Origin of the sequence: Methylosinus sp. LW3 (genome assembly GCF_000527115.1) — a bacterium.
GTDB lineage: Bacteria > Pseudomonadota > Alphaproteobacteria > Rhizobiales > Beijerinckiaceae > Methylosinus.
Genome location: NZ_AZUO01000004.1, coordinates 1 through 14,122, shown reverse-complemented (window position 1 = coordinate 14,122; position 14,122 = coordinate 1). Strand labels below are relative to the sequence as shown.

Genomic DNA, 14,122 nt, shown 5'->3' with positions numbered 1-14,122 from the left:
CTTTAGTCATCGCCGCCAAGGTGGTGCGCCGGCGCTTTCCGAAGCGTCAACAGCGCAACAGATATGATAGAGCGAACTCGCAGGAGCAAAATCGTTCTTCACGCATCCGTGGGCGTCGAATTCATCGATCCAGCTGCCCGAGAGAGCTGGCTCGAGAAACCGTTCGTGCATCGCGTCCAGGAAGTCCTTCGCCCTCGGGCCGCAGAAACGCTCCTGTCGCGCACTCATCACCAAGGCGGCCTTTGCCGCCTCCGTATAAAACCAGAGGCGCGTCGAACGATCCACGGCTCCGCCAATCGTCCCGCGCGCGAAGATTTCGCAGTTGGAGTCGACGCCAACGTGCAGCGCCGTGTCCCAGAGTCGATCCAAAGCGTTCGCCAGATCGAACCGTTGCAATTTTTCGTAGCGATCCAATAGCCAGATCCACTCGAAGTGATGGCCGGGCTCGAAAGGAAAGTGAGGGCTGTCGAGGGGACGCCATTCATTGTCGAAAAACTCGACGACGACCGAGCCTTGACTTTGAAGAAAGCGCGCAAAGAACAGGTCGCGCACTGCCGTCGCGCGTTCGAAATAGCTCGATCTTTTTGTCGCATCGAAAAGCGCAAGTAGCGCCTCCAGCAAATGCATGTGCGGATTTTGACGACGGTGGCCGCGGGAGTCCGGGAGCGTCTCGATATATCCACCATGCGCCGAGGCCATGTATCCGTCCAGGAAATCCAGTGTCTTATCCGCTAGCGCAATATAGGCGCGATCCTGTGTCGTCTCATAGGCCGTCGCCAAGCCTAGCAGGACGAACGCATGCGTATAGAGATCGCGACGACTATCGACGACTGCGCCGTCACGCGCGACAGAAAACGCCCAGCCACGCGCGCCATCGACGCCGTAATATCGCCTGACCATCGAATCGGCCGCCCGCGAGACCAAGTCCTCGCTGTCCGAAAGCCAGCCGTTTCTATGCGCTGTCCCAAAAGCGTAAATCTGGCGAGCTTGCACCATAGCTCGCCTCGGCGTGTCGAGCAGAGGCTCTCCTCGAGAGGAGAGACGTTCGACAAACGAATCCGTATCCCGATCCCATCCGACCGACGACCATAAGGGAAGAGCTTTCTCCTTCAACCAGGCGCAGACGGAGCACGGCGCCACCACTCTCGTCATATCATTCCTCTCGGGTTCGTGACGTTCGGCGTAGGCGAATAGACTTGCGCGCGATCGACGCATGTCGACGGTAGGTTCTCTGAGCCGCCGGGCGAGCACGTCTCCACGCCGATCGGCGCCCCTACGATTTCGCGCGAGCATGACGCTCGGCAACACGCTCGATCTCCGGTCGTATAGACTCATAGAGATCGCCCCCTGGGAACAATAGTCCTCGGATCCCTCCACGCCGCGCCGCCTCTACGTCACTTTCTTTGTCGCCAACGAGAAAACTCATAGCGACGTCGATCGGCCAGTCTTCCAATGCCTGCAGGATCATGCCCGGATTGGGCTTACGATCTGGATGATCCGGGTGCCGCCATTCGATATCGATGGCTTCGGGGTGGTAGGGGCAGAAATAGAACGCGTCGATGTGCGCGCCCGCCGCAGCGAGCTGCTCGGACATGGCCGTATGAAAGCGTTGGACATCCTCGATGCGAAAGAGCCCGCGCCCAACGCCCGATTGATTGGTGACCACGATGACCAAGCCCCCCGAGTCATTGACGCAACGAATGGCTTCAATGGCGCCCGGAATCCAATCGAACTCCTCCGCACGATGGCTATAGCCAAAATCGCGATTGAGCACCCCGTCGCGGTCAAAGAACACGGCAGGACGACGTCGAGCGGAAAGGTCACGACGCGCTTCGAAGAGAGAGTCTGGCGTTCCGATATCGATGAAATAGCCTTCGAACTCTGCCCCGGCCAGCGTGCGCGCTTTCGCGAGTCGAGGATAAACGTTCAACTCCATCGAGCTCGGCCACTCTCCGACGCAGCCTAATATCTCCCGTCGAAACACGCCGACGCCGCCATTGATCAACGCCGCCCCGGCGCCACACTGCTTTTCGTGAAAGGCGACGACATATCCATTCTCCGTTACCACGCTGCCGTAACGGCTCGCATTCGATGTCCGACGGAGCGCGAGCGCGCCCATGAGGTTTGGATCGCTCTCTATCAACGCCGTGAGCCGCCGCAAATTGACGTCGAACAGCGTATCGCCATTCACCAGCAAAAAAATCGGGTCGAGCAATGGCTCCGCATTCTTCAATGCGCCCGCTGTTCCCGCCGGAACGCTCTCGACGATCACACGGACAGCCGCTCCGTGAATGGAGCGGCCATCGTAGCGCTGCGCTATTTTGTCGGCCAAATGTCCCGCGAGCAATAGAATATCCTGGAACCCGTGGCGAGCGATTTCGAACAGCAGAAGGTCGAGAAACACCATATCTTCGTCGATGGCCATGAGCGGCTTCGGAGTTGCGGCCGCTAAGGCGCCGAGACGAGTTCCCTTGCCGCCGACCAATATTACCGCCTGTTTCGTCACCATCGCGCCGCGAACCTCTCGTCTGGGCATTCCATCGAAGGTCAGGTCGTTCGCTTCTGAAATTTGGACCAGGCCGCTTTCGAAAGCTCTTTCCAGGCGCCAGCGAATATATCGTGTGACGGAAGAGAGAGCGCTCCCGCCCAATGCGCCAGATAAATCTCTTTGCCATCGGGATCGAGCGGCTTGCCATCTCGGAAGGTGATTCCGGGCGCCTTGTAGAAATTCTCATGCGAAGCATTGTCGACGCAATGTGGCAATAGCGCCGTCTTCAACCCACGCCGATGCACGACAAAATTCATCAGAGGCTGCGCGAACAGCTGACCTCGCTTGCGAATGTCGTGAAACATCTCGACGTCGCTGTCGATCGTTGCGAGAACATCGGAAAGCGTGAGGAAGCGGCTCGACGTCACCCAAAATCCGTCGTTGAATAAGAGAGCGTCGTCCAAGAAGGCGTGTCTTTTTCGATTCTCGTTGTAGACATAGTCGAAGCTCGGCGATGCGACGATGAACTCGACCTTCCCCCTTTCGAGCCGACCGAAAACCGGCCTCAGATCCCGAAAAAGGATCACATCGACGTCCACGTAGGCGACCTCGTCGAGAGGCAGTACGAGCGCCTGCAGCTTACGAAGCCGGCGTCGATTCGCGTTGAAGATCCCGGGATAGAGTTGATAGGACAATCGATCGATTTCAACCGGCTCGCTTTCGACAATCGTCGCGCCATATAGTTCCGCCGCGCGTTTGGTTAGAGACATATTGTCATCGTAGGGGATGAGATAGAGCGGAAGCGAGGAGTTCGTGACGCTATAGCTCTCCAAGAACGGTAGCAACCAATCGATCACTTTGTCATTGGCGACAATCGAGACTCCATATCGTCGGTCGGCGGCGGGCGATTGATCGAACTCGGTCTCGTTCATCTGTAGTTCCGTATCCTATGCGGACGAATATCCCATTTGATCGACGCCAGGAATCGCGGCTCGAAATTGCCGCTGCGTTCCAACCGCGAAAGCCCCGACGTTCGAGTAGAGGGTACGCCGCGCGATGCATCCGTCACACCAATTTCAGCTGAAGCAGAAAGTCCTGCGTATGGCGAAATTAAGACTGCATCCCGAAACAATGTCGCGCTTTTCCGACTCTCTACAAGATGTCGCTTTTAACTCGAATGCGACATCATCTGGAAACACAGTTCCCCGGCTAAGGCGCTAAAGGGGCGCGGGTGGCAGTTCCAAAGAAGGCTTCTTGAACGACATGCCGCGCTTCGAGAGAACGAACAATCCGAGCCCCACCCGGTTATTCGGCCGGAAGCTCGATGGGAAAACGGTCGCCATCGTTCATCCAGCTTGGTCGTCATGTGGAACCTATCGCGTCATTTGCGCCCAGGCCCTGGCCTATCGCGCGCTCGGCGCGCGCGTCCTGTCGATCGCTCTGATGGATGCGCCGACCGCCCAGGCGCCTCGCGGAAAGCGGTGGCGGAAGTATTTGAGCGAAACTCACGATCTGCCGGTCGACGAGCGCTATTTTTCCGGTCCGCCCACTCGAAGCTTGGCGAGCCTCTCCTTGCTCAAAGACGGATGGTGGCCGCTCATCCACGGGGACCAAGCGTCGTGGCTGATCGAGCTCGTCGAGCGGACGCCATTACCCAACGGCCTCGACGACGAAGCGATCGACCTGGTTCACGCCAATCACTTCTTCACATTGCCGTTCGTGCGGCGATTGGTAGGAAAACGTCGAGCGCCCGTGGTTCTCGAGACGCATGACGTCCAAGCCTCTCAATTCCTGCTTCGTAACCGAGATGGGTTCTTTATTTCCCCGCAAATTGGATTCGACGCGCTTCTCGCTATCGAGCTCGAGTGGATGAGAACAGCGGACATTTGCGTGCATCTCAATTACGAAGAGTGCGAGCTGTTCGAGCGCTTGCTGCCGCAAATGCGTCATGCGCTCGTCTACCCTGCGGTTCCGCCGGCGGCGCAATCGCGAAGGAGCGAGAGGATCATAGCTGTCGCGAGCGGACACTATCCGAACTATCTTGGAATCAAATGGCTGTTGGAGGAGGTTCTGCCTCTGGCGCCGCAGGTTTCGATCGACATCGTCGGCGATATCGATCAAGTGATCAAAGCCCGCGACAAGCGACTGTACGACGCATATCGACATCTATTTTTGGGTCGCGTGCCGGAGATCGAGTGGGTCTATGAACGCGCAGCCTGCGTTTTGCTGCCCACACTGGGAGGATTCGGGCTGTCGATCAGGACGGTGGAAGCTCTTTCCAGTGGTGCGCCCCTGATTGCGACGCCGCTTGCATTTCGTGGCCTGAATGTCGATTTGCAAGAGATTCGCAACGTCACCGTCGCCGCGGATGCGCCGAGCTTCGCCGCTGCGCTGCGGCACGTTCATGCGCGCTCGAGCTGCGGCGATGGCGTCACGCCGAATTGCACGAGCGACACCCGCCGCTTTTTCGATCGAGTGTTCGGTTTCGATGCTTATGTCGAGGCGCTCTCGGGAATAGCTGCAGAGATGTTAGTCGCATGAACCAGTCCTTCTTCTTCCGTCCGGCGCACTCGGCGTCACTCGTCGACAAGGAAGTGGCCGTGGTGCATCCGGCGTGGCATTCCTGCGGAAGCTACCAGTCGATCCTCGGTCAAATCGCCGCGTATCGTGCAATGGGCGCACATGTTTCGACTATCGCGGTCAGCACTGATCCCGGTTTCGTTCCCGGCCGCTCCTGGATATGGCGGTCCTACCTCGAGTCGACGTCGGAACTCGAAAGCGATGCGCGCTTCGTCGGCGGCGCCCCCCTCCGCACGGTTTTGCACCCCAAATTCCTTCGCGATGCCGTTTGGCCGTATGCGCATGGCAATCAGGCAATCATCCGCACGGCTCTTGCGGAGCGAGCGCTGTTCTCCAAAGATCTCGAGAGACGATCGTTCGATCTCGTGCACTGCAATCACTTTTTTTTGATGCCTGTGGCCGTGCGTCTCTCCCGGGGGCGCTCGCCTATTCTTCTCGACAGTCACGATCTGCAAGCGCGTCAATTCATGCTGATGAATACGAAGATCGGGTGGCTGCGTCCACATGCGAGCTACGAGTCGATGCTCGCAGTCGAGCTCGAGAGCATGCGGCGCGCCGATCTGCTCTTGCATGTGAATGTGGAAGAGCACGAAGCTTTCGCGCTACTGCTTCCGGAGAAGCGCCATGCTCTCCTCTACCCGGCAGGTCCAGAGGCGCCGGTCGGCCCGGGTGGCGATGACATCGTCATCGTAGCGAGCAACAATACCGCCAATGTCGAAAGCGTCGTCTGGTTTCTGCGGCAGGTTGCGCCGAAGATCGCGGGGATCAACATCAGAATCGTCGGCAATGTCGATAGCGGCGTGCGATCGGAAGCGCCCGAGGAGTTCGGACGCTATCGCGATTGGTTCGTCGGACGCGTGGACGATGTCCGAAGCGTCTATGGAACCGCTCGCCTCGTTCTTCTACCGATGGTCCAGGGCTTCGGGCTGTCGATCAAAACGCTGGAAGCGATGGCGAGCGGATTGCCAATGATCGCGACCTCCGCCGCTCTACGTGGAATGCACGATGACGCCGCCTCTCTCGGAGAGGTGACAGTCGCCGACGACCCGGAGGCATTCGCACATGCGCTGCGGGAAAAAGCGCGAGAACGCAGTCCGTCAGAAGCGCAGCGACGAATGAGCGGGGTGAGAGCCTATTACGACGCGAATTTCTCCTTGTCGGTCTATGAACGAAATCTCGAGGCTCTGGTGGCATCGACCCTGGGGAACGGATGTCAGCCATGAAATCTCTCGCTAACGGCTCAGACCTCCTTCTGCCCGGAATACGCAGCGTCCAGGCGACGGCCGTCTCGACCATTCGTTCGCGCGCGCCATTGCGCTTGGGGTTCGGTGGCGGCGGCACGGATCTTTCGCCATTTTGCGATTTGCATGGCGGCGCGGTGTTGAACTGCACGATCGATCGCTACGCATATTGCTATGTCACTCCGCGGAACGATATGAAGGTGATCTTCGACGCGCGCGACAAGGGGGTAACCGAATGCCACGCGTTCGGCACGCCGATCGACAGCTCGTTTGGTTTGCGGCTCCATAGAGGGATATTCAATCGATTTCTCGAGGATGGCGTCCTATCGCGATCTACAGGCGTCACCATAGTGACGACGGCGGATGCGCTCGCAGGTTCTGGGCTCGGAACGTCGTCCGCGCTCGTCGTCGCTATGTGCGAGGCAATGCGGGAATATGCGGGCGCGCCGCTCGGACGTTACGAGCTGGCGCATTTGGCGTTCGAGATCGAGCGTCGAGAGCTTCGGCTCGCAGGCGGCAAGCAGGATCAATATTCGGCCGCCTTCGGAGGGGTCAATTTCATCGAATTCTTCGACCAGGATCGCGTGATCGTGAATCCGCTGCGCGTGCATAGGAATATCTTGCTGGAGCTCGAAGCGTCGCTGGTGATTTGCTTTACCGGGCTGTCCCGAGATTCCGACGCGATCATCGACGCCCAGATCAGCAGAATCGTGTCGAAGGACGCTGGCGTCGTCGAAGCAATGCTGTCGCTCAAAGAGGCGGCGTTCGCGATGAAGCGCGCATTGCTCGCAGGTGATTTATGTGCTTTTGGAGACACGTTGAATCGGTCTTGGCTGTCGAAGAAAAGCACCGCTGCAACGATTTCGAACGATCTCATCGAGCGACTGCTGAAGATCGGGCATGACGCCGGCGCCTATGCCTGTAAGGTGTCGGGAGCCGGTGGAGGAGGTTTCCTTTTGTTCATGACGCCGCCCGAGCGCAAGTCGGAACTGATCGGTGCGCTCAATGTTGCCGGCGGGGAAGCGACACCGGTGCGTTTGACCGAAGATGGCGTCGAGGCTTGGACGCAGCCTTGAGATAACGACTTCCGCCGGTCCTGACGGCGTCGCGGCTCGTCGCGCGGCGGTCGCACCCACTAGATCGGAAATACAATTCTGGCGATGAGGCCGTGCGGCTCGCGGTGGCGGAGGTCGAGCCGGCCCCGATGCGCTTCGACGATTTCTTTGACGATAGAAAGTCCGAGGCCGACGCTTCCGGGCCGCGCGGAGCGCGAAGGGTCGAGGCGAACGAAAGGTTCGAGAATTTCCTCGATGCGTCCGGCAGGAACGCCGGGACCGTCATCGGCCACGTCTAGCACGATGCGAGTTCCGTCCGTCGAAGCGGAAACGTCGACGCGATTGCCGAAATGAATGGCATTTTCGATCAGATTGGTCAGGGCGCGATTGATCGCGTTGGGTCGACAGAAAAAGCGAATGTCGGCGCCGCCTTCATAAGCGATCCGGGCTCCCGTTTCTTCGAATTCGTCACACAAGGTCGACAAAAGAGCGCCGAGATCGAGCCATTCCTTCTCTTCCTCGTCGAAGGCGCCGTTGAGAAAGGAGAGTGTCGAGGCGACCATCGAATGCATCAGATCGACATCGCGCAGAAGCTTGCTTCTGAGACTTTCCATTTTTCCAGCTTGCAGCTGTAGGCGCATGCGCGTGAGAGGCGTCCTGAGGTCATGCCCGACAGCCGCGAGCATGCGCGTGCGATCGCTCATAGAGCGCATGACGCGCTCCTGCATCAGATTGAAGGCTCTCGCCGCGCGTCGTATTTCCAGCGGCCCCTCTTCCTGGATGGGCTCCAGCGTGATCTCGCGTCCGAAGGCGTCGGCCTTGTCGGCGAGACGACGCAACGGTCCGGTGACGCGCCAAACGGCCCAAGCGGACAATGCGGCGAGCGCGACGCAGAGAAACAGCAGGGCTCCCACGAGCGGAAAAGTGAGCCATGGAAAATATTGTGCTCCCGGGTTGCCGGTTCGGACCTCCAGCGTTCGTCCATTCAATGGTAACAGCGCTTGAAGATCGGTCACCGGGTCGCCGGAGCCGCAAGAGCGGACAGTCGGTTCGGAAAGAGCATGGTCGAATTTCGATCGCAGCGCCGATTGGAGATTCTGAGCGTCCTTGTCGTTGCCGTCGCAAATGACCGGCGCGGACGTCAATTGGACGACGAAATCACTTCGGCGCGCGCGGGCGACGATAGCCGCACGCGCATCCTCCGGCGCTCCGAGGACGCTCTCGAAGAGGAACGCGATTCGATAGGCGCTCGGCCAAGGCCATGGCGGCGGCGGAGGGAGATTGGTGTTGATGGTCGACAGAATGGCGAGGAAGAGAAAGAAGGTCGTCGCGGAAGACACGGCGATGATCGCAATGATCTGACCGAGCGTCGTCGCGAAGAAGCGCTGAATCATTCGATCGAGACTTCCGGCTGGAAAGCGTATCCATCCGCGCGCACCGTATGGATGACATCGGTGAACGGATCGTCGCCAGAAAGCTTGCGGCGAAGACGGCTGACAAGGAGATCGACAGATCGCGGCGCAATGGCGAAACCTTCGCCACGCGAGAGATTTATCAGCTCCTCTCGTGAGAGAATTCGGCGCGTGTTCCGGCAGAACACCAGCAGCAGATCGGTCTCGGCGCCGGTGAGTGGCACGCGCAAGCCGGTTGGCGAGCGCAGGAAGCGGCGCTGCGGATGGAAGGCATAGCCGGAAAAGCGCAAGACCAGCTCCGCGTCGAAACGTTCGCCGACCGGTGGGCGGCGAAGCACGGCTCGAATACGCGCCAGCAGCTCGCGAAGATCGAAAGGCTTGCCGACATAATCGTCGGCGCCGAGCTCCAACCCGACGACTTTGTCGACCGGCTCGCTCAGCGCCGTCAGCATGATGATGCGCGGGCCGCCAGACGAACGCAGGCTGCGGCAGAACTCGAATCCATCCGCGCCCGGCAGCATGACGTCGAGGAGAACGAGATCGATTTCCTCCCGCGCCAGGATCGGCCCGGCTTCCTCGGAGCTGCCGCAAGCCATGGCGACGAAGCCCTTGGCTTGCAGAAAGCTGGCGAGAAGATCGCGTATCTCGAGATCGTCTTCGACAATGAGGATGTTGTGGGTCTTGTTCAACGCTACTTCGGACTCCCGAGACCGCGCGCCGAGGTCGCCGAGGCGACACACATGGATAGGCGCGTTAGGGCCGATCGGCAATATTCGACCTGTGTCGATACTGACACATTGCGTGAAAATATCAAATAAACAAGCAATTAGTTGAGAACTGCCGAGGCTTGGTTTCATATGTGGGCCGATGACCGGGCAGCGTCGCCTCGGCCTTGGGTTTCGCCCGTTCTCATGGAAAAGCGCCTCTCATTCTACAGAACTTCCGATCGCCCGGCCCGTGCGATCGGAGCGACTGCTCGCCGGTGGCTGAGCCCGATCGTGGCGTTCGCCGTCATCGCGGGGATTGTGCTTCTGCGAGCGCCATGGAAAAGCCCCGGCATGGGCGCGCCTGGCGGCCTCCCCCCGGTAGGGTCCCCGGGCCTCGCATCCGCCCAATCGGTCTCCGTCGCGACCGTGACGAAAGGCGATGTGCCGATCATTCTCACATCGCTCGGCACATTGACCTCGATCGCGACGACGACTGTCAAATCGCAGATCAGCGGCTACCTCACCGAAATCCATTTCCACGAGGGGCAGATGGTGGAGAAGGGCGAGCTGCTCGTCCAGATCGATCCTCGCCCCTATGAAGCGACGCTCGCCCAATACCAAGGGCAGCTCGAGAAGGATCAGGCGCTGCTCGACAATGCGCGTCTCGATCTGCAACGCTACCAACGTCTGATAAAACAGGATTCGACATCCAAGCAGACGGTCGACACCGCAGCGGCCACGGTCCGCCAATATGAGGGGATCGTGCGCAGCGACCAGGGGCAGGTCGACGCGCAAAAGCTGAACCTCGCCTATTGTCGTATCGTTTCGCCGATCCGAGGCCGCGTGGGACTGCGCCAGACCGACCTCGGCAATTACGTCACGCCTGCGGATACGAACGGCTTGGTGGTCGTCACTCAGGTCGATCCGATCTCGGTCGTCTTCACCTTGCCGGAAGAGAGCTTGCGCAAGCTCATGAAGCGTTTGCGCGAAGGCGCGCGTCCGGCCGTGACGGCCTATGACCGCGCCTTTGCGGAAAAGCTCGCCGTCGGCGTTCTCGACGCGGTGGACAATCAGATCGACACGAGCACCGGAACCGTCAAGCTCCGCGCCTTGTTCGAGAACGCCGACGGCTCGCTGTTTCCCAATCAATTCGTCAATGTCGAGCTGCTGCTCGACACTCAGCGCGACGTGATCGTCGCGCCCGCGGCCGCCATGCGCGCCGGCGCGCCGGGGACCTTCGTCTATCTCGTCAACCCCGACGACACGGTTTCCGTGCGCAAGATATCGACCGGTGCGACCGCCAGCGGAAGCGTCGTGATCCTGTCCGGTCTGGCGCCGGGCGATCGCGTGGTCGTCGAAGGCGCCGATCGCCTGAGCGAGGGCGCGAAAATTTGCATCCCCGGCGCGCAGTCGGCGCGCTTGGGTCTGGCGCTCCCATGAATCCGTCGCGCTTGTTCATTCTGCGGCCGGTGGCGACGACGCTACTCATGACGGCCTTGCTCTTCGTCGGCGTCGTCGCCTGGCGTTATCTTCCCCTCTCTGCGCTTCCGACCGTCGAATATCCGACGATCCAGGTGCAGACCTTCTATCCGGGCGCCAGTCCGGAGGTCATGACCTCCGCCGTCACGGCGCCGCTCGAGAAACAGCTGGGGCAGATGGCGAGCCTGCGTCAGATGTCCTCGAAGTCCTCGGCCGGCGCCTCCGTCATCACGCTACAATTCGATCTGTCGCTGTCGCTCGATATCGCCGAGCAGGAGGTGCAGGCGGCGATCAACGCCGCGACGAATCTGTTGCCGAGCGATCTCCCGACGCCGCCCGTCTACGCCAAGATCAATCCGGCCGACGCTCCGATTCTCGTCATCGCCGTGACTTCGCCGACGACGCCGCTGATCGAGCTCCAGACGCTCGCAGACACAAGGCTCGCGCAAAAGATCTCGCAGCTCGCTGGCGTCGGCCTCGTGACGCTCGCGGGCGGCCACAAGCCGGCGGTTCGCGTGCGCGCCGATATTCGCGCCTTATCGGCGCATGGGCTCAACATCGACGATCTGCGCACGACGCTCGGCAATATCAATGTCAACACGCCGAAGGGCACGCTCGACGGAGCGCGTCGCTCCTATACGATCGACGCCAACGATCAGATTCAAGATCCGCGCGATTATCTCGATTCGGTGATCGCCTATAAGAACGGCCGTCCTGTCAGGCTCGCGGATGTCGCGAAGGTCGAGCGGGACGCGGAGAACACGCAGCTGCGGGCCTGGGTGAATACGACGCCGGCGATTCTGCTCAATGTCCAACGCCAGCCCGGCGCCAATGTCATCGATGTCGTCGACGCAGTCAAAGCGTTGCTGCCGCAGCTGACAGGCGGTCTCCCTTCCTCGGTTCGAGCCGAGGTTCTGGTCGATCGCACCACCACGATCCGCGCCTCGATCGCCGACGTCGAATTCGAGCTCGTCCTCGCGATCGCCCTCGTCGTGATGGTGATCTTCCTATTCTTGCGCAATCTGCGCGCGACCCTCATTCCGAGCCTTTCGGTTCCGCTTTCGCTCGTCGGAGCATTCGCCGCAATGTATCTGTGGCGATTCAGCCTCGACAATCTCTCCTTGATGGCGCTGACCATAGCGACGGGCTTTGTCGTCGACGATGCGATCGTCGTCATCGAGAACATCAGCCGTCACATAGAAGCCGGCATGCGCCCCTTCGACGCGGCGCTGAAAGGCTCGCGAGAGATCGCCTTTACCATCGTCTCCTTGACCGTCTCCTTGCTCGCCGTGCTGATCCCACTTTTCTTCATGAGCGACATGATCGGCCGTCTGTTCTATGAGCTCTCGGTGACGCTCGCCTCGGCGATCGTCATTTCGGCCGTCGTGTCCTTGACTTTCGTCCCGATGATGTGCGCGCGGCTCTTGCGCGAGCGGCCCATGCAGTCAGAAGCGCGCGCTAGCGACAGGGGATGGTTCGATTCTCTGCTCGCCGGTTACGACCGAGCGCTCGCTGTCTCCCTCGATCATCAAAATGTGACGCTCGCCGTCGCCGTCGCCACTCTTGTCCTGACGGCCGCGCTCGCTCTTGTCGCGCCGAAGGGGTTCTTTCCGGTACAGGACACGGGCGTCATCCAAGGCGTCACCGAGGCGGCGCAGTCCATCTCCTTTGCACGCATGAGCGAGCTGCAGACCGATCTCGCCAAGGCGGTCCTCGAAGACAAGGATGTCGCCGGCCTATCCTCCTTCATCGGGATCGACGGCGACAACACGACGCTCAACAGGGGCCGCATGCAGATCATTCTGCGTCCCAAATCCGAGCGACGCCTGTCGGCGCGCCAGATCATCCGCCGCATTCGAGAGCATGTCGCCAAGGTCGCTGGCGTCGCGCTCTACATGCAACCGGCGCAGGACCTCACCGTGGAGACCGACGTCAGCGCGACGCAATATCAATTCATTCTCGACAACCCCTCGTCGACTGAGCTCGGCGCCTGGACGCCGAAGCTCGTCGCCGAGCTTCGCAAGGCCTCCGGGCTGGTGGATGTCACCAGCGACCTCCAGGACGACGGCCTCGCTGCGATGATCGAGGTCGATCGCGCGACGGCGGCGCGCTTGGGCATCACTCTGGCGACGATCGACAACGCGCTCTACGACAGTTTCGGCCAGCGCATCGTCAGCACGATCTTCACGCAAGCCAACCAGATGCGCGTCATTCTCGAGGCCGATCCCGACCTTCGTCGCGGACTCGACACTTTCGATTCGATCTATCTGCCCTCGGGGACGGCGACCAGCGGACAGGCGCCGCTCTCCGCCATGGCGCGCGTCGTCGTCGGCCGCAAGCCGGTCCTGATCGGGCATTTTGCGCAATTTCCGGCGACGACGATCTCCTTCAATCTCGCGAGCGGCGCGTCGTTGGGCGAGGCGATCACGGCGGTCGAGAACGCCGAGCACGCGATCGGCTTACCGGCGAGCTTCGGGACGCATTTTCAAGGCGCGACCGCCGCCTTCCGATCTTCCTTGACCAATGAATTCTATCTGGTGCTCGCCGCCGTTCTCGTCATGTATGTCGTGCTCGGCGTGCTCTATGAGAGCTTCGTCCATCCTCTGACGATCCTTTCCACTCTCCCTTCGGCCGCCCTCGGCGCGCTGCTGGCCTTGGCGATCACCGGCTCCGATCTCGACGTCATCGCCATCATCGCGATCATTCTCCTGATCGGCATCGTCAAAAAGAATGCGATCATGATGATCGATTTCGCCATCGTCGCAGAGCGCGACGAGGGCCTGCCGCCGCGCGAGGCCATTCGCCGCGCCTGCCTTCTGCGCTTCCGGCCGATCCTGATGACGACGATGGTCGCGCTGATCTCCGCCGCGCCTATGGCGCTCGGCTCCGGCAATGGCTCGGAGCTGCGCCAGCGGCTCGGCGTCGCCATGATCGGCGGCCTCGCCGTCAGCCAATTGCTGACCCTCTTCACGACGCCCGCGGTCTATCTCGCCTTCGATCGATTGGCCGCACGATTGCGAGGACGTTTCGGCGCAGAGCGGCGGGAGAGCCTCACATGAGCATGGCGGCCCTCTTCGTCGGCCGCCCCGTCGCGACGACGCTGCTCACGCTCGCGATCGCCGTCTCCGGACTACTCGCCTTCGGAACTCTGTCGGTCGCC

At 60.6% G+C, this 14,122-nt stretch carries 10 protein-coding genes; 5 read left to right on the top strand and 5 right to left on the bottom strand.

Annotated features, from left to right (window positions below; genetic code table 11):
- Nucleotides 1-6: 6 nt before the first annotated feature.
- From METLW3_RS0122945 to METLW3_RS0122935, 3 genes are all read right to left on the bottom strand, one after another.
- A complete protein-coding gene (locus METLW3_RS0122945) occupies nucleotides 7-1,152 on the bottom strand; it encodes an AGE family epimerase/isomerase (RefSeq protein ID WP_024882081.1) in 1,146 nt (381 codons plus the stop codon).
- A gap of 121 nt (nucleotides 1,153-1,273) precedes the next feature.
- A complete protein-coding gene (locus METLW3_RS0122940) occupies nucleotides 1,274-2,509 on the bottom strand; it encodes an HAD-IIIA family hydrolase (protein ID WP_036310333.1) in 1,236 nt (411 codons plus the stop codon).
- Nucleotides 2,510-2,547: 38 nt separating this feature from the next.
- Nucleotides 2,548-3,420 (bottom strand): hypothetical protein, encoded by an 873-nt coding sequence (locus METLW3_RS0122935; protein WP_024882079.1) that lies wholly within the window; start codon nucleotides 3,418-3,420, stop codon nucleotides 2,548-2,550.
- Between the two features lie 331 nt (nucleotides 3,421-3,751).
- Between METLW3_RS0122935 and METLW3_RS0122930 the strand changes: the two genes are divergently transcribed.
- From METLW3_RS0122930 to METLW3_RS0122920, 3 genes are all read left to right on the top strand, one after another.
- Nucleotides 3,752-5,029, top strand: a complete 1,278-nt coding sequence (locus tag METLW3_RS0122930; RefSeq protein WP_024882078.1) for a glycosyltransferase — start codon at nucleotides 3,752-3,754, stop codon at nucleotides 5,027-5,029.
- Complete coding sequence (locus METLW3_RS0122925; protein WP_051465594.1) at nucleotides 5,026-6,291, top strand: glycosyltransferase; 1,266 nt, start codon at nucleotides 5,026-5,028, stop codon at nucleotides 6,289-6,291. The genes METLW3_RS0122930 and METLW3_RS0122925 overlap by 4 nt, the downstream gene beginning before the upstream one ends.
- Before the next feature lie 212 nt (nucleotides 6,292-6,503).
- A complete protein-coding gene (locus METLW3_RS0122920) occupies nucleotides 6,504-7,385 on the top strand; it encodes a GHMP kinase (protein WP_210163779.1) in 882 nt (293 codons plus the stop codon).
- A 59-nt stretch (nucleotides 7,386-7,444) separates the two neighbouring features.
- Here METLW3_RS0122920 and METLW3_RS0122915 read toward each other — a convergent pair whose 3' ends face one another.
- Both METLW3_RS0122915 and METLW3_RS0122910 read right to left on the bottom strand, forming a co-directional pair.
- Nucleotides 7,445-8,758 carry an ATP-binding protein gene (locus tag METLW3_RS0122915; RefSeq protein ID WP_036310330.1) on the bottom strand — a complete coding sequence of 438 codons (1,314 nt, stop codon included), beginning with the start codon at nucleotides 8,756-8,758 and terminating at the stop codon, nucleotides 7,445-7,447.
- Nucleotides 8,755-9,465 carry a response regulator transcription factor gene (locus METLW3_RS0122910; protein WP_024882074.1) on the bottom strand — a complete coding sequence of 237 codons (711 nt, stop codon included), beginning with the start codon at nucleotides 9,463-9,465 and terminating at the stop codon, nucleotides 8,755-8,757. Before METLW3_RS0122910 ends, METLW3_RS0122915 begins: the two co-directional genes overlap by 4 nt.
- 168 nt (nucleotides 9,466-9,633) lie before the next feature.
- Here METLW3_RS0122910 and METLW3_RS0122905 point away from each other — a divergent pair, with 168 nt between their 5' ends.
- A complete protein-coding gene (locus METLW3_RS0122905) occupies nucleotides 9,634-10,923 on the top strand; it encodes an MdtA/MuxA family multidrug efflux RND transporter periplasmic adaptor subunit (protein ID WP_348625828.1) in 1,290 nt (429 codons plus the stop codon).
- The gene (locus tag METLW3_RS0122900; protein ID WP_024882072.1) at nucleotides 10,920-14,021 is read left to right on the top strand and encodes an efflux RND transporter permease subunit; all 3,102 of its coding nucleotides are present in this window, start codon (nucleotides 10,920-10,922) and stop codon (nucleotides 14,019-14,021) included. Before METLW3_RS0122905 ends, METLW3_RS0122900 begins: the two co-directional genes overlap by 4 nt.
- Nucleotides 14,022-14,122: the final 101 nt, after the last annotated feature.